Source organism: Salinimicrobium aquimaris (assembly GCF_035607535.1).
Lineage (GTDB): Bacteria > Bacteroidota > Bacteroidia > Flavobacteriales > Flavobacteriaceae > Salinimicrobium.
Window position 1 is genome coordinate 342,556 of record NZ_JAYDZX010000001.1, and the last position, 16,984, is coordinate 359,539.

15 protein-coding genes are annotated in these 16,984 nt (G+C 35.8%); 1 reads left to right on the forward strand and 14 read right to left on the reverse strand.

Going from position 1 to position 16,984, the window contains the following annotated elements:
- Both VR862_RS01570 and VR862_RS01575 read right to left on the reverse strand, forming a co-directional pair.
- Complete coding sequence (locus VR862_RS01570) at positions 1-606, reverse strand: sugar transferase (protein WP_324719183.1); 606 nt, start codon at positions 604-606, stop codon at positions 1-3.
- 32 nt (positions 607-638) lie between these two features.
- Positions 639-1,730: a glycosyltransferase family 4 protein gene (locus tag VR862_RS01575; protein ID WP_324719184.1), complete on the reverse strand. Its 1,092-nt coding sequence runs from the start codon at positions 1,728-1,730 to the stop codon at positions 639-641.
- 289 nt (positions 1,731-2,019) lie between these two features.
- Between VR862_RS01575 and VR862_RS01580 the strand changes: the two genes are divergently transcribed.
- Positions 2,020-2,898, forward strand: coding sequence for a glycosyltransferase family 2 protein (locus VR862_RS01580; RefSeq protein ID WP_324719633.1), 879 nt, complete (start codon positions 2,020-2,022; stop codon positions 2,896-2,898).
- Here VR862_RS01580 and asnB read toward each other — a convergent pair.
- From asnB to VR862_RS01640, 12 genes are all read right to left on the reverse strand, one after another.
- The gene (gene asnB / locus VR862_RS01585; RefSeq protein WP_324719185.1) at positions 2,895-4,799 is read right to left on the reverse strand and encodes an asparagine synthase (glutamine-hydrolyzing); all 1,905 of its coding nucleotides are present in this window, start codon (positions 4,797-4,799) and stop codon (positions 2,895-2,897) included. The genes VR862_RS01580 and asnB overlap by 4 nt on opposite strands.
- Positions 4,800-4,892: 93 nt before the next feature.
- On the reverse strand, positions 4,893-6,107 hold the full coding sequence (locus tag VR862_RS01590) for a hypothetical protein (protein ID WP_324719186.1): 1,215 nt from the start codon (positions 6,105-6,107) through the stop codon (positions 4,893-4,895).
- A gap of 22 nt (positions 6,108-6,129) precedes the next feature.
- The gene (locus VR862_RS01595; protein ID WP_324719187.1) at positions 6,130-7,263 is read right to left on the reverse strand and encodes a glycosyltransferase; all 1,134 of its coding nucleotides are present in this window, start codon (positions 7,261-7,263) and stop codon (positions 6,130-6,132) included.
- Positions 7,264-7,275: 12 nt separating this feature from the next.
- Complete coding sequence (locus VR862_RS01600; protein WP_324719188.1) at positions 7,276-8,397, reverse strand: glycosyltransferase family 4 protein; 1,122 nt, start codon at positions 8,395-8,397, stop codon at positions 7,276-7,278.
- 1 nt (position 8,398) lies between these two features.
- Entirely contained in the window at positions 8,399-9,625 is a 1,227-nt protein-coding gene (locus tag VR862_RS01605; RefSeq protein ID WP_324719189.1) for a glycosyltransferase family 4 protein, read from the reverse strand.
- The gene (locus tag VR862_RS01610; RefSeq protein ID WP_324719190.1) at positions 9,615-10,370 is read right to left on the reverse strand and encodes a glycosyltransferase family 29 protein; all 756 of its coding nucleotides are present in this window, start codon (positions 10,368-10,370) and stop codon (positions 9,615-9,617) included. Before VR862_RS01610 ends, VR862_RS01605 begins: the two co-directional genes overlap by 11 nt.
- Entirely contained in the window at positions 10,367-10,996 is a 630-nt protein-coding gene (locus VR862_RS01615; RefSeq protein WP_324719191.1) for an HAD family hydrolase, read from the reverse strand. The genes VR862_RS01610 and VR862_RS01615 overlap by 4 nt, the downstream gene beginning before the upstream one ends.
- A gap of 10 nt (positions 10,997-11,006) precedes the next feature.
- Positions 11,007-11,666 carry an acylneuraminate cytidylyltransferase family protein gene (locus tag VR862_RS01620; RefSeq protein WP_324719192.1) on the reverse strand — a complete coding sequence of 220 codons (660 nt, stop codon included), beginning with the start codon at positions 11,664-11,666 and terminating at the stop codon, positions 11,007-11,009.
- The gene (locus tag VR862_RS01625; protein ID WP_324719193.1) at positions 11,666-12,388 is read right to left on the reverse strand and encodes an HpcH/HpaI aldolase family protein; all 723 of its coding nucleotides are present in this window, start codon (positions 12,386-12,388) and stop codon (positions 11,666-11,668) included. The genes VR862_RS01620 and VR862_RS01625 overlap by 1 nt, the downstream gene beginning before the upstream one ends.
- Entirely contained in the window at positions 12,385-13,962 is a 1,578-nt protein-coding gene (locus VR862_RS01630; protein WP_324719194.1) for an aldolase catalytic domain-containing protein, read from the reverse strand. The genes VR862_RS01625 and VR862_RS01630 overlap by 4 nt, the downstream gene beginning before the upstream one ends.
- Entirely contained in the window at positions 13,938-15,023 is a 1,086-nt protein-coding gene (locus VR862_RS01635) for a glycosyltransferase (RefSeq protein ID WP_324719195.1), read from the reverse strand. The genes VR862_RS01630 and VR862_RS01635 overlap by 25 nt, the downstream gene beginning before the upstream one ends.
- Complete coding sequence (locus VR862_RS01640) at positions 15,023-16,831, reverse strand: ABC transporter ATP-binding protein (protein WP_324719196.1); 1,809 nt, start codon at positions 16,829-16,831, stop codon at positions 15,023-15,025. Before VR862_RS01640 ends, VR862_RS01635 begins: the two co-directional genes overlap by 1 nt.
- Positions 16,832-16,984 lie beyond the last annotated feature (153 nt).

Consider the following 16,984-nt stretch of genomic DNA (forward strand, 5'->3'; position numbering starts at 1 on the left):
TTAATTACTTCCGTTAAAAGGTTCTGTGGTCGCCATGTTAGCAGTATTTACTCCTTCAGATTTTATAACCTTTAAAAAAGTTAACAAAATTATTTTCAAATCCAACCTGAAAGAAAAATGCTCCACATACCATACATCCAACTCCAGCTTCTTGTTCCAGGAGATAGCATTCCTCCCGTTCACCTGGGCCCATCCTGTAATCCCCGGCCTCACATTGTGCCGCTTTTGCTGCCTGGGTGTATAAAGCTTCAGATATTCGGGAAGGAGTGGTCTCGGCCCAATAATACTCATGTCTCCTTTTATCACGTTGATTAATTGCGGAATCTCATCAACAGAAGTCTTCCTCACAAATTTGCCAGCTGCCGTCAATCTTTCTGAATCTGGAAGAAAATTACCCTGCTCGTCCCTGGCATCTGTCATTGTTTTAAATTTAATAATCCTAAAAATTTTTCCTCCTTTTCCAGGACGGCGTTGAAGGAAAAAAGGATTCCCTCTGTTAGCTACGAAAAGCAGTAAACTGAAAAACAATAGAAAAGGACTTAAAAGTATAAGAGCAAATAAGGCTATCAAAAAATCCAGAATGGTCTTAAAAAATTTTCTGTACATACACAGGTAGGAAATTTTTCCCCGTTGCTAAATTAACCTTTTGTAATTTCCTGCTCCAGCGTTTTGTATTCCTTTAACAAAATTTCCCAAAATTTTTTCCGCTCATAGTTTTGGCTAATTATTTCGCGGCTCACCCCAGAAATTTTTTTCCTTAGCTCAACGTCTTTAATAAATCTTTCAATAGCTAAAAAAAGCTTTTTTTCATCTTTGACCGGTATAATTATTCCATTAATTCCCTCGCAGATAATTTCATTACATCCATTGATATTGCTCGTTATCGTAGGAAGCCGCATAGAACCGGCCTGCAGAACCACATTGGGAAATCCCTCTCTATAACTTGGAAAAACAAGCAAATCTGAAATTGCAAAAAAACATCGAACATCTTCCTGATAGCCGGTAGCAATTATCTTTGAATGTTCCTTAATGAGTTGGAGGTTTTCCTCTTTAATAGGATTAAGTTCCTGCTCAAATGGTCCCACCAGTAATAAAGTAATATGGGGATACATGGTAACTAGTTTTTTGAAAGCCTGTAATAATTCATTAATTCCTTTATCTCTCACTAACCGACCTACAAAAATTAATACGAGATCATCGGCCGCAATACCCCATAATTTTTTAATTCTCAATTTGTCCGCTGTTTGATAAAGGTCGGGATTAAAATAGGAAGTATCTATACCATTAGAACTTCCTTTTCCTAAGATCTGGAGCTTTTCTGCAGATGAAAATTTTTTGTCCAGAATTATTTCCTGCAGTCCGTAAGAATTGGGGTAAATCTTTGTAGCCAGTCTGTAAGTTAAGCCCTCAACCTGCTCCAGAATATATCTTTTTATTCCTGAACTTTCCATTAAAGGAAGACCCGCTACGGTATGCAATCTTATAGGAACTCCTGCCATTTTTGCGGCCATCATTCCTACTATTCCAGCCTTAGGAGTATGTGTATGAACGATTAAAGGTTTTTCCTTTTTTAAAAAATTATAAAGTTTAAATACTGCTTTTATGTCTTTGGGAGGAGTGATAGATCTAGTCATTTCGACTGTGAAAGTGCGTACCCCATTTGCTTTACCAAATTTTTCCAACCTTTCCCTTTCTGAGGAAACAGCAATAACCTCAAAATGGTTATTCATGAAAGTTAGTTGTCCCTCTAATAATTTTTCAAGAGAGAGGGGAATTGTGGTAATTCGTACCAATTTGTGCATTGAAGAAAATTTTCGCTAAAAATAAAATTAAATAAACAGTTGAACCAAGAATGACTAAGTTTAAATGGCATTTACTGGTCAAACTAGAACTATAATATGCTTTAAAAAGTATATTTGTTACTAAAATTTAATAGGGATAATGAATTTTATAGAGTTTAGGAAGAAATTTGAACAAATTCCTGTACATGAATTTCCAAATGAAGTTGCCGACAACCCGATGGTCTCAGTATGCGTTCAAACATTTAATCAGGCAGCCTACATCGCTCAGTGTCTCGATAGTGTTCTGGAGCAGAAAACTACTTTTCATTATGAAATTCTTTTAGGAGATGATTCTTCAACAGATGGTACCGCAGAAATATGCAAAAATTATGCACGAAAATTTCCCGACAAGATCAGGCTGTTTCAGCATCAGAAACAAAATAACATATTGGTCAATGGAGAATTTACAGGTCTTTTCAACTCCATTTATAATTTTTATTCGGCCAAAGGAAAATATCTGGCTTACTGCGATGGGGATGATTATTGGACCGACAGTTCTAAGCTTCAAAAACAGGTAGATTTTTTAGAAAGACATAAAGATTACGTTCTTGCATATCATGCTGCTATGTTTGTAGATGAACATGGATTTCCATTACCCGATGAAGATTTTGTTGCAAAAACATGCAGAGATTTTTCTTCTGAAGAACTTCAAAAAGCGATTGTTCAACCAATTATTTCTACCTGGTGTTTTAAAAATATCGTTGAAAACATACCTGAGGAACTGACGAAGACATTAAATGCTGATAATTTTTGGCTTAGTCTTTTAGGAAGACACGGCCAAGGGAAATTTCTTCCAAACATTCTTCCCTCACATTATAGAATCCACAAAAAAGGTATATGGAGTCTTCTGGAAAAAGAAAAACAGGTAAATTCCAAAAGAACCACTTATAAAAATTTATCTCAATATTATTTTAGAAATTTAAATCCGGAACTTGGAAAGTACTTTGAATACAGATCAAAAAATTATACCAAGATGTTAATCATGTACAATTTAAAAGATTTAAACTTCATTAAGGTTCTGAAGAATTCCTTTATCCTTCTAAAAAGTGGTTATTAATGATTGACTGAAGAATAGGTCGTTTTATACCATTTCTGAAAGCAGAAATATGTCCAAACTTTGAAGGTATTATCTTCTTTCCCTTCAATATGCTTTTTCACCATTGCTATTATAGGTTCGGGCTGGAAAATTTCCTGATCTTTAAGGAAATCATGATCAATATAGGACAACAGTTCATCGGAAAGATAACCTCTTAACCAATCGCCTACCGGGACTCCAAAGCCTTTCTTGGATTTATCTAAAAATCTTTTAGGAAAATAATCTTTAAAAGCTTCTTTCAGTATATATTTTTTGTTCCACCCATTCAGTAGATAATTCTCAGGTAATTGATTGGTGAAATTCCAAAGCTCTTTATTCAGAAAAGGGGCTCTGCTTTCGAGGGAAGTTAACATACTTGTTCTGTCTACCTTCACCAGCATATCACCCTCCAGACTAATGATTTTATCAATTAACCTGAAATTCGTCAGGCTTCCATCATTTTCCACCTGATCCTTATAATAAGAAAGGGCATTCCTGTTATTAGAACTTTCTTTGAGAATCTCCCTAAGCTCATTTTCATTAAAGCCTAAAGAAATGATATTATAATAAAACTGTTGATTATAATTGATTGCATTCAGCAATTTTCTAATTTTAAATCGTTTCCCCCTGTTATCATCCTGTGTGGAAAGGATTGGGTCAAGAATTTTTCTTGCGTTGTGGTGCAATGGTGCAGGTATAACACTCGTATATTTCCTGTTCAGTTGCCCTACATAATATTTGTTGTAACCACCAAATAATTCATCACCACCATCTCCTGTGAGAGCTACTTTTACTTGTTCTCTTGTTTTGTTAGCCACAATGTAGGTAGGTAAAGAAGAAGAATCTGCAAAGGGTTCATCGAAATTTAGAAGAATATCTTCAATATTGACCTTAAGATCATCTACACTCACATTAAATTCGTGATGTTTACTACCTATCAGTTTTGCTACCGTACGTGATTTGTCTGATTCATCAAAGGATTTCTTTTCAAATCCTATGGAAAAAGTATCAATAGGAGTGTCACTTCCATGGGCCAGGGATAATGAAACTATTGATGAATCTACTCCACCCGAAAGAAATGTGCCTAAAGGAACATCTGATATGGAACGCGAAAGGACGCTTTCCTTTACCTTATCATGAGTTAAATTTTTTGCTTCCTCAAAAGAAATTGAAGGATCTATATATTTTTCAAACTCCTGTTTTACTTCACCTATTTCAAAATCTCCAGTGTTTAAATCTAAACTTATGAATTTATTGGCCTCAAGTTTATATATATTCTTGTAAATGGTAAAAGGAGCAGGGATATATGTGAGCTGAAAGAATAAATTAAGACCCTTAAGGGACAAATGAGGCTTTTTCTCCAGTACACGAACAATTGATTTAAGTTCGGATGCCCAGTAAAAACCATTTTCATTGCTACTATAATACAAAGGTTTTTCTCCAAAAAAATCTCTTGCTATAAATACTTTATCCAGTTCACTATCATAAATACTGAAGGCAAACATTCCATCCAGCATTGAAAAAGAGGCTGTTCCGAAAGCAATGTAAAGATTTAGAATAACCTCAGTGTCTGAAGAAGTATGAAAAACCATCCCCTTATCCAAAAGAATCTTTTTCAGTTTTTGATAATTATAGATTTCTCCATTGAATACAATTGCTTTACTATCGTCTTCAGAGAAAATAGGTTGTTTTCCAGTTGAGAGATCTATTATGGATAATCTTCTCATAGCCATACCCAGAGAATAGGCTTCTCTTTCCTCTATCAAATATCCATCCTGATCTGGCCCTCTGTGAATAATTTCATTATTCATTCGGGAAAGTATTTGGGAAATGTCGTTTTTGGATCCCCCTGTTTTTAGAAGGAGGCCGTTAATTCCGCACATGTAGGTTTATTTTTTGCTTTACAAAGATAGGAAAAGCATCAGGCCATAATTGAATTTAAGGCTTTTTTAGGACACTTCAAGGATAGGGTTTTGTCAGGTTGGCGAAATCTGTCCTCTTACCGCAGCTTCCTTTTTTTGCCTTAATTTATATGCTTTATATTTTAGATATCGTCTGTATTTCTTTTGAGCCAGATAATAATAAATCACAAAAAAGATAAAATACATTACCATAGATTTTTGCCTCATTATGATTCCAAGATTAGACATTACAAATGTTAAGGCAAAAGAGGATAAAATGAAAATCACGAAACTCATTTTAATAAGGGACGGAGATCTTCTAAGGAACTTTATAAAGTCTTTTTTTAGAATTTTAAAAAACAATAAAAGGTAAATCAGGTTTTCAAAAGAAGTAATGATACCTAATATATTGGGCGCATCTATAAAAAGTGGTCGAAACCAGAACGTGAAAAATTTGAACGGCAATGGATAGTTCGACATATCTACCCCAGAACCTGAAGTGCTTAGACTTTTTGATCTTTCTCCTGATTCACTTTGAAAATCTTCTACAATATTTTCAGATTCACCCAAACCCATTACGTTCAGTACGTCGTCCATAACCAGGGTTAATACCAGAACCATACCAAGTGAAATTGTAGCTTTTTTCCAGAATGGAATTTTTTCCTTTCCACTCAAATAACCAATTACAACCCCAACTGCAACAAACATGAAGACGTGAGGTCTTATATAAAAGACAACAAGAGATGAAAGGATCAAAAGAAAAATGCGGGATTTTGGATTGATAATAGCATATGTGAACATCATTAATCCCATAAAAATTAGAGAATCCTTACCCAAAGCTGAAGTCCAAAAATGCATATTGGGGAAGAACAGAATAAGGGTGAGCAAATCCAATCTTTTAAAAACCTTCACTTTTACGGGAATTTTTTCACTCATAAACACATAGGCATACACAAAGCCCAAATATCCAAACCAGGCGAAGGTGAGCATAAGCATGCTATAAGAAAAGCCCAGTCGATAAAAAGGATATGAGACGAAGTTTATAAACAGGGTATCTGTCCCCAGCAATTCAAGCCAAGTACCTTCAAAATATTCCATATCCTCATAATACCTCTTCGAATCGGCGGGATTATTAAAAGAATACCAGAGAAATATACCAAAGAATAGGAGATGATAGAGATAAAGAAGATCCATTTTTTTTCTCTCAAAAAAGGAGTGCTTCTTTTTATAGAAGTTAAATATAAACTGGTTAAGAATGTAAAAGAGAATTAGTAGAAAGATTACTCCCATATCTTATTTTTTTCAGTATAGCTTAGAGGTAGAAAGCTTTCTCAAGACTTTTTTTTGAAATAACTTCCTCATAAAGAATTTCTAATCTTGATACCATAATATCAAGGCTGAAAAAATCCTCTACTCTTTTTCTTGCTGAACACTGCAAACTCTTCCGTAATTCCTCATCGTCTATTAGTTCAACTGATTTCCTGGCAAGACACCGAAAATCTCCCACCTCGCATAGAAGCCCTTCCTTTTTATCTCTAATAGCTTCAACCACTCCTCCGGCTCTTGTAGAAACAACAGCACATTCCATACTCATTGCTTCTAGAAGCGCAATAGGTAACCCTTCAAATTCCGAGCTTAAAAGAAAGATATCCATAGCAGAAAAATAGGGTAAAGTATCTTCTTTTACACCCGGAAGTTTTATTTTGTTTTCCAGTTTGAGCTCTCTAATGATATTTTTCACTTCTTCTTCCTGAGGTCCCGCTCCCACTAACAAACCATATACATCGGTTTTTTGTTTACTGACTTCAGCAAACGCCCTTATCCAGTCTGGTAATGCCTTTTGCTCCCGGAAGACGGCAATATTACCAAGAACTATAGCTTCTTGAGGAATATCTAATTCTGCCTTAACTCGAGCTCCCATTTGCAGATTCTTTGTGTAAAATTGGGTGTTGACCCCATTAAGGAGGGTTCTTACAGGAATCCTGGGATTAATATTTTTCTTGATAGAAGTGCTCACATCTTCAGAAACTCCTAATGCAATAGTTTGCTTATTGTAAGTAAACTTATTCACCAATTTTGTAGCAAAATGATATTTTTCCTGAATATTATGCTCTGTATAAATAACCGGAATAGCAGTCCTGCTATAGACATATCTCGCAACAAAGCCGGCCAGTGGGAGATGACTGTGAATAATATCGATTTTATTCTTTTTACAGAAATTAATTACTTTTTCTCCCTGCAGCAACATATTTATGTTACCGTCAGATTTAAAATGAATTACCTTACCTCCCTCCTTTTCTATGACACCTTCCATGTCATCAAAGGGTAAAAAATAGCCATAGAAAAACTCAAATCTATTTTGGTCGTGCAGCTTTAGGGTTTCAGGAAGTAAAACTTCTGCTCCTCCTCTTCCTAATGCTTTAATAAGATGTAAAATTTTTATCATTTTAAACCGGATCTAAGGTAATATGGACGCCTCGTTTGCTTTGAGTTCCAGGGTATACAAATAGCTCTCGTAAAACCTTTTCGCTATCTTCTCGTTTAGAAATTTGCTATGGATCATAGTTTTAGCGTTCTTAACTTCAGGAAGATCCTTTTTGTCTTTTTGAAGTGTCTCTTTTACAGCAAGAACAAATTCTTCTTCTTTACCTTTTTCAATTAACCACCCCGTCTTCCCGCTTTTAACCACTTCACCAATGCCTCCAACGTTATTGGCAACAACAGGAGTTCCGCAAAACATAGCCTCAAGAATTACGCCGGGGAGACCTTCAATTAGACTTGGCATGACATATACCCGGGAGTGATGAAGGATTTCCAGTACATCTTTTCTGTATCCTAAAAAATGTACATTTTTTTCTATTCCTCTTATTTTGACTTCCCTTTGAATAACCTGTTTTAGATGGCCTTTACCTATTAATATCAATTGGGCATCAGGAATATCTCTAAGAATTGCAGTAAAAATATTGACCAGGCCGATATGATTTTTTTCCGGTACGAAACCTGCTATGTTGGTTAATACAGGGCCTTTTTGAAATATCTCTTGAAGATCCTCAGGCACATCACCAATATTCTTATCCTCGATGCCTATTTCTACTGTGTTTCCCATAGCGGTGGGATATTGAAAGGTTTTAATAAAATCCTTTTCACATTCCTCGCTAACCGAAATTGTAAAATCCAATTGATCTATATAAAACTTGTTCACTTTCCATTTCAACCGTGAATCAATAAAATCTCCTGATTTATTGGCATTCCTATATACCAGGGGTGTTTCCCAGGAAAAAAAATATTTTGAACTTGTAGTAAATTTTAAGGTATCTGAGGCATTGGCCTGAATGATATCCGGTTTAAACTCCTGAATTATTTTATAAAATTTTTTCCAGCCTTTTAGATCAATTAATCTTAAGGAAAGCGGTCTATCGAGATTTATTATTTCTCCATTGAAGGGGATATCTGCATCGCCCTTAAAAACGGTTACCATTAACACTTTATGCCCCTGCGCCTTAAGATGATTAGACAACTGGCAGGCAAAGATCTCTGCTCCTCTTAATTGGGGTTGTTGTATTACCTGAATTATCCTCATACTAATTTATTCTTAGCATTACTTTTTTAAGTTCTACGTCCCATGTCCCGTTCTCCAGAATAAATTGCCTCCCCGCTTCCCCCAATTCTTCACGCAACTGGGGTTGCAGTAAAAGATCTATCTGTAATTTTGCCGTACCTTCTATGTCTTCAAGCTCGTACAACTTCAAATGAACATTATCTGTGAAAATTTGAGGCACTTCTCCCGCATTAGGTGCGAGAGTGGCCTTACCGGCCTTTAAATATTCCCGAAGTTTTAATGGCGAATAATGAAAATCACTGGCACTGCGCGCACTCAGTATGGCCACGTCAAAAACATGGACAAATTCTGTCATTCTTTTAAAAGACACTCTACCAGGAAAACTTACGGCATCCTCAATATCATACTCCTTTACCAATTTCTTGATCTTGTTCATTTCTTCTCCATCTCCTACCAAAAATAAATGAGCATTAGCCAATTCCTGTTTCACTATTCTAAACGTTTCAACCAGGCGTTCAACACCGTGAAAGCTTCTAAACGATCCCGTCCAGCCTATCACAAGTTTGTTCTTCAAATTGTACTCTTTTACAATATCACTGGTATCAAGATCGCGGTACAAAAAAGGATCCACAGCCATTGGAGAAATTATAATTTTTTTCTTCTCAACACCCATAGACTCCAATTTTTCTGCCACTTGTGAAGACACGCAGGCAACCGCATCTGCACGTTTTAGATTGCGACTTTCCATCTTTTCAAGTATTTTCCCCCAAAAAGGCCTTTTAACGCCCCATTTATGAGATTCCCATACCTGTGGAGCGTGAACATAAATTACAAAAGGAGCCTTGAATTTCTTAGCAAGTTTATATCCATTCCCCGGAAAAAAATCATGTTGTTCCCATACCATTGCTACCGGCTTCTCTAACCCTGGAAAAGCATACCGGTAATTATCTGTTTTTTTTGAGGTTCGCCAAAGAAGAAAGTCATTTACGAAGGTAATTATTTCCAGCGGGAAAAATCTGGCCATTTTTTTTAAAGGAGACGTATTTGTTACTCCGTTTTTTCCAAGAGGGTACTTAACTACCTCAGAAGGTTTTTCTGCTCTGTCTGTAGTCAGCACATAAGATTCTCCAAATATTCTTTCCCCTGCAGCTGCCCATCCTGCTGTTGTGATCCACAACCCTTCTGCTCCTTTCCAGTCAGTGCTGGACCTGGGCATTACAAAATAGGCTACGCTATCCTTACCTTCCATTCCTTATCATTTTTTGACGATTCACAATACTGAGCAAAGCATCATCCATTATCACTTTTGTCCAAGTTTTTTCCTGTCTTTCCAGCTGATTTAAAAATTCATTCAGTTCAAGATCGGGATTATGAAAGCCCTGTTTTTTCATAAACTGATTATTCTTTTCTACATCCTTCACTTCATCACGATAATCGTCGGCGTATGGTGTTTTAAAAAAAGTAAAGCCGGTAATGTAGAGTTCCTTACAACCAGAATTAATGGCAGCATAGAGGGCGCTGAATCCTACGGTAGGAACCCAATTCCCGAATTTTTCTTTTATTTTTTTGTAAGTGCTGTGGGGAAGTACATACGTCTTTCTGGGATTTAAATGCCTTTTATAGAAATTTAAATGGGCTCTTAGTCCTTTGAGATCGTTATTAGGATTTATAACAAACTTGATCCCCTGTTTAGAATAAAGTTGCCAGTCAATTACACCTCCTCCCCCTTCGGTAAGTTCGAAAAAAGAATGAAACAAAATATCTGTTCTACTACCTACAAATCTACGCTTTTCAGGAGTCAAAGAATGTGGAGCCTTGTTTACCCTTACAATATAATCGAAGCTATTGATATAATCTCCATTAGCCTCTTCAAATGCAGAGTCTGCTGCTCCAATTATTGCTATTCTTTTATTTTTAAAATGTTTTCGGGGCTCAAAAATCCTGGTGTTCTGTACCATCATTAATATTCCCCGAAGTGTATTCACTATTCTCATACACTAAAGCTTTCTATATAATTTTTCCCATCCTCTTTAAGCTTTATGTTGTTATAACCAAAAAAGGTAATTCCATTCTCTACTGCAGCTTCATAATCATTTATTGAATCTCCTATTAAAATAGTTTCAGAATTTTTGTAGTTATTATTCTTCAAGACCTCTTTTACTAACAGTTTCTTGGGAGTAGGAGAGCCATAAATTGAATGGAAGAATGTTGAAATATTTACTTTTTTACATATATGTCTCAATTCTTCTTGATCTGAACCAGATACTACATGCATGTTATACAATTGATGTTTTCTTTGAATAAAATTTAAAGCATCATCTATCAGAAGCACGGGATTCACAAGATTCTCAAGCATTATTTCAGAGAATTTAGAAGCAAAAATCCTAATTTCCTCATCACTTATTTGCTCCTTTTTAATCTCATTAAAAAAATATCGAAATTTCATATATCTGGAAAGACCTCCATTGGCCCTATGGAAGGCCATCAATTTTTCAATTTCTTCTTTGGAATGTTCTTTTAACACAATTTCAAATCCTCTATCCCTGACAGCCATGGAATCCATAATAACCCCGTCAAAATCCCAAAGGATATTTTTAATATTAACGTTTGGTTTAAACAATTTTTTTCTTTTATAATGTGTTTTCAAACTTCTTTTGAAACATAAATTCTGCAAATTCAAAATCAAGTTCAGTATCAATATCTATTGCTTCGACCTGCGTTACTTTATAGAAGTGAGGGTTTTTACCGATATAACTTCGAGTTTTCAACATTGAAGCCCGTTCAACTATGACCAATCCAAAGGTGGGAACTAAATATTCAGGAAGGTCTTGGGAGTTAGGAGTATTTTCTATAGAATAATTTAGAGGTTTATTGTTATACCATATAAACTCCTTCAGTACTTTTACTGACATGAGACTGTCACAATTGACCTTATAAAAAGTATTAATCGCTCTATTATAACTCTCTTGCATAATAAGCGGTGCTGTTACTTGAGCTATCAGTAGATTTTCAGCTTCCGTTACTTTAGCAAGATAATGGTGAAATTCACTATTACTGCATTTTGAGCTTGCAAAATACGGTTCTCTTCTATGGAAGGAGATGCCCTCCCTTTGGGCAATTCGTATAGCCTCTTCACTATCTGTATTGATTACAATATCATCAACTGGTAACTGTTTAATAATTTCCAGCTTATGCTCAAGGAGAGATTTACCTGCAAAAGGTCGGATATTTTTACTCTTGACCCGCTGAGAACCTTCTCTCACCGGTATGACGGCTACTAATTTTTTCATTATTTTTTTTTGATTAAACTTTTTCGAATTTTAATTGCTGCCTCAAGAAAAATATTTATATCAACGGAATAAGCTAAATATTCAAATTCCAGGCTTAACAAATATTTTGCCGACTCAACAGAATCTGCAAAGGTTCCAAGCTTTTTTCCTTTCTTTTTCACCTGATTAGCTACTTTCTGCATAAGGTCTTTCATGTCGGGATGATCTATTTGTCCTGGAATACCTAATGATTGGGAAAGATCATAGGGGCCAATAAAGAGGATGTCATACCCTTCTACCTTTAGTATTTCATCAAGGTTTGCTATACCTTCCTTTCCTTCTACTTGAAGAATTACCATCTTGTTGTTTGCATTATGAAAATAATCTGACTTAGGTGTTGATCCAAAGTTTGCAGCCTTTACAAACCTGCAGACTCCCCTGTTTCCTTTAGGATAAAATCGTGCCGCATTGACCGCCATTAAGGCTTGTTCCGCTGTTTCAACATTAGGAACCTGTACCCCATCAGCTCCGGAATCCAGAGCAGCGCCTATAGCGTTGGCATCTACTCCTTTCACTCTTACTATAGCCTTCATATCACTTACTCTTGCTGCCCTTACATGGTTGTGTAAAGTTTCATTATGAATGGGCCCGTGCTCCTGATCAAGTATAATAAAATCCATTCCGGCTAGACCGAGTGCCTCAACAAAATTGCTGTCTGTAGTTTTTGAAAATACCCCTATCATACTTCCTCTATTTTGCTGTAAACTGAATCCTCTCGAAGTCCTTCATATAAAGTAGCAGTAATACTTATTAAGGGGACGTCATATTTTTTCCTGAACCGTTCAAATAAAAATTCATTTTCAAGAAAAAGTTCCTGCTCCTTTTTTCCAATAATATCACCGGAATAACCATCATAACCGGTCATCAGAATTTCTTTTGCCCCCAGTTCCAAAGCTGTTTGTAGAGCTATAGCAGTATGTGAATCTGAAAATTTATCAGTAAAATCCACACTCCCCAATTCATAAGAGCAGTCATTTAAGGCATTAGGAATGTATGTTCCCATTTTACGGGGGTAAGGAGGCAGAATACATTTGCCTGAAATTTTTGATTTAAAATCAAAAACTTCCTCCAGACGATGACCTTCGTTACCAACGAGACAAAAAAATTGCTCATTTGGAATTTCTTCAAAACTACGGGCATTTTTAGAACTGGCATGAACTACAGCAATCTCCGGATGATGCAATAAAAATTCTTTAATTGCTCTTGAATGACAAACAGCATTTGGTCCTCCCCCTATAAGCATTACTGAATCATGTTTCTTGACATTTTCAAAATCCAATTTTTTCAGTTCTTTATTGTCCTTTAGTCCTTTGGATTGATTGGAGAGGGCTCTTATAATACTGTTTAGCGAATAATACCGCTTGGTCACCCACTCCATTACCTCCTTTTGAGGCAGTGAATGTGCCCCGGATACCATATAAGGAAGATTTGAGCCCCAACCATAATCCATTTGTAATTTAGAAAAAGGATCTACAACTTTACTAAGTGCATTGAAATCGAGGTCATCCTTAAGTCTGTTCTTAGCATTTAAGGCAGTAAGAAGTAACTCAGTACGCAAATTACCAGCTCCCCGTCCCATTCCGGTAACAGTGGCATCAACTATAGAAACTCCACAATCCATAGCCGTCAAGGTGTTTATAAGTCCCAATTGTAAGTTATTGTGGCCGTGGAAACCTATTTTTACATCGGTTTGGTCTCTTACGATGTCAAAGGTCTTCTTTACATCCTGCGGATATACACCCCCAAAAGAATCAACCATATAAAAGTAATCCGCTATTCCATTTACTTCCTTTATTTGGCCAAGAAATTCTTTTTGATTTTCCCAAGTTGACATGTACATCACATTAAACCCTACCTCAAAGCCGATCTTCTTAACAGCTTCTGCGAGACCAAGAGCTCTTTTAAAGTTCTGCGGGTCAATTGCAAGTCTAACCATGTCTATATAACCGATACAAGGTTTAAGTAAGGCCTCAGCATCATTTGAGCGTACATCTTTTTCATTCAGGATAATCACCAGTTTTTTGTTACTGCTTTTTTTGCACCTTTGGAGGACGTGAGGCGGACAATAGAAATATTCCCCCAAATAAGATTTCATGGGGTTGGAGCGATATCCTATTTCCAAATATTCTACAGGAAGTCTATTAAAAGATTCAAAATAGGTTTGGACTAAATTGAAATTAAAATCCCAATTCGTATAATAACCACCGTCTCGTAAAGTGCAATCAAGAATCTTTACTTCAATACCTTTTCTATCCATTCGTTTGTGATTTTTTTGGCGTTAAAACGCTCGATTTTATAAGAAGTGTTTTCCTTTAAGTATGACTTAAGTGAATGTGAATTCACAAAATCCTCCAATACTGATTCAAGATCTCCCTCCTTTTTTTTGTCGTATAAGAGGCCATTAGTGCCATGTCTTATTATTTCTCTGGGACCATAGTCACAATCGTTGCTTATTACAGGCACTCCCAAAGATAAAGCCTCTACTAAAACATTCCCGAAACTTTCAAAGTTTGAATTAAGAATTAATGCTTCTGCATTCTTGATGATGAGCTGAGGATATTTTACAAAGCCTAAGAGTCTAACACAATCCTCAACCTCCAGATCTTTTATCAAATTTTTCAAATCCTCTTCCATCGGACCGGAACCTAGTATATAAAGCCGATAGTTACTCCGAAAATCGGCTGCAGCAAAAGATCTTATTAATTGTTCAAAGCCTTTATTTATATCCAATCTGCCAACACTCACAAGGTATGGTTTTTTCATTTCTACCGGGAGTACCTGGTCTTTTTTGTGGCGAAAACTCACAGGGTTGTGAATGGTGACTAATTTTCGAAAACTGGCTTCTGGGACATAATCCTTAAACCTTAACCTGAGCTCATGGGAAGGAATTATTACTTTTTTTACATTCGGGAGATAACCTATGTACTTTATAATCTTACGCCTGTATAACTTCCTTTTAACCCAAAATAAATTAGTGTCAATTGTGAAGACCTGGTTTGGCAATAAAGTTGTTAAGAGTAAAACATTCAATTCTGACGAAAAAGAGATTATTCTGTGTGGCTTATATTTGAAATAAAACTTCCACAACCTATAGTAAGAGACTAAGATTTTCTTTACTCTGTTTTTATACCTTTCTGAATTTAAGTAAAGAATGTGATCTCTTAAATGTTTGACAGGGAAATCTATTGTATCCCTTAATAGGACTAACTTAACATCGAATCCTGCTTTTATTAATTCGTCACTCATTACAGAGGCCACTTTTTCAGTCCCACCAACTTTCAAGGAACCAACAAAAAAAAATACAGTTCTTTTTTCCATTAAATTTGTGAAGTTTCTAACCCCTGCAGCCGTATCATCTTTTGAAAAGTTTCAGATTTTTCCAGTAACCCCTGAAAAGTTCCCTCAGCCTGAACCCTACCTTTACTCATCAAAATAATCCGGTCTGCATTTTTAACCGTAGACAGTTTATGTGCTATTAAAATAATGGTGTAAACTCCTTTCAATTCGTCTATGTTATTCTGTATTGCTAATTCCGTTTCCGCATCCAAAGCAGAGGTAGCTTCGTCCATAAACAAAAAATCAACATCTTTAAATAATTCTCGCGCAATGGATAATCTCTGTTTTTGTCCGCCACTGATGTTTATTCCATTGTTGCCCAATTTTTCATCTTCCCTATTAGGCAACTCCATTACAAAATCATATATAGATGCTTTCTTTAAAGCATTAATAAATTTAGCATAATTTTGGTCGTTCTTTTCTGCCCAAAAGGTGATGTTATTATATACACTATCACTAAAGATCGGAGCCTCCTGCGCGATATAACCTATCCTGTCTTTAAAAGTATATAAATCCAGATGAGCTAAAGAATTTCCGTCAACTATGACTTCTCCTTTTGTTGGAGGAAGAAGACCTGAAAGTATATTTATTAAGGTTGATTTTCCAGAGCCACTCTCTCCTATAATTGCAACAGTTTCATATTTGCGGATCTCCAGATTCAGGGAATTTAATACCCGTGTTTCCCCATAATAAAAACTGACATCTTGAAGTTCAATTTTTTCTTCAAATCCTTTAAACTGTATTTTACCATTGGACTCAATACCCCCTTTTAATTCTGTTATAAAATTGGTCATGTTCTCCAGAGATCCGGAGACCGCTAGGAACCTATTCCACTGCTCTTGTAAAGCCATTAAAAATATTAGGGCTCGGTAAAGAAAAAGTAAGCTGAGGATAACAGTTCCCAATTGTGCATTCAATAGTTGAACTTGAATCAAAATCACTACCACTACAACCAAAATGGTCAACGGCTCCCTCAGGCCATTTAACAGAGAACCTAAAATACCTATTCTGCGTTGTATGTATTCGATATCCGTAATGTTCTTAATTAACTTTCTTCCAAATAAAAGATTAAGCCCGGTTGCTTTTAAATATTTAAAGAAAGCAACATATTGAATTAATAAACCCTGAAAGTAATGAGCCTCCACAGTAATTTCTCTGGAATGAACTTTGGTTTTGCTGTACAGATATTTAAAAACAAAATTTGTTGCAGCCCCACCTATAGTTACCATTACTGCAAAACTCATATTAGAAGCAAAGGCAAGGAGCATGTAGACCGTAATAAGAGAAGCATATTGCAGTACAGCTAAATAGGTCTTGAAGGCCATGTTGATTTTCTCTACTTCTCCGCTGAATGTGTTCTGAATTCTTCCTGAATCTGCTTTTACAAATTCCGAAAATTTGAAGACATTTAATAGCTTTATGTTGGTAACCCTTATCTCCCGCATAAAGAACTGTTGATAGATAACCGCCACATAACCCTGGACAAATTGGGCTACTCCTTTAAGGGTAAAAAAGATCAAAATAAAAATTAATACACTCGTAATGTTAAAACCAACACCTAAGGATTCCATGAATTGTGGAATAAAATCAAGTTTACCAAGATCTTCTCCGCCAGCATTATTACCCGCGTCCAGCATTTGTAATAAGGGTATGAACATAGCCAGTCCAAATCCATCAAGGAGACCTACAAAAAGACTTAAAGCAAATGCAATAAAAATCCTGTATCTTAGATAACTATAGAAATAGAAAAAATAAGAAAAATTATTTTTTAACTTCTGTTTGATTTCCATTTAAAATTCTAATAATAGTTTTCCAAAGCTATGACTTAAAAGGGGAGTCGCAATATTTCATCAACTCTTTGTGCTGCTTTTAACTATAATAAAAGCACTATCCTCACTCTCTTTTTCCCCTCAACAGTAGCTGCTTTAATCTTTAGTTCTCCT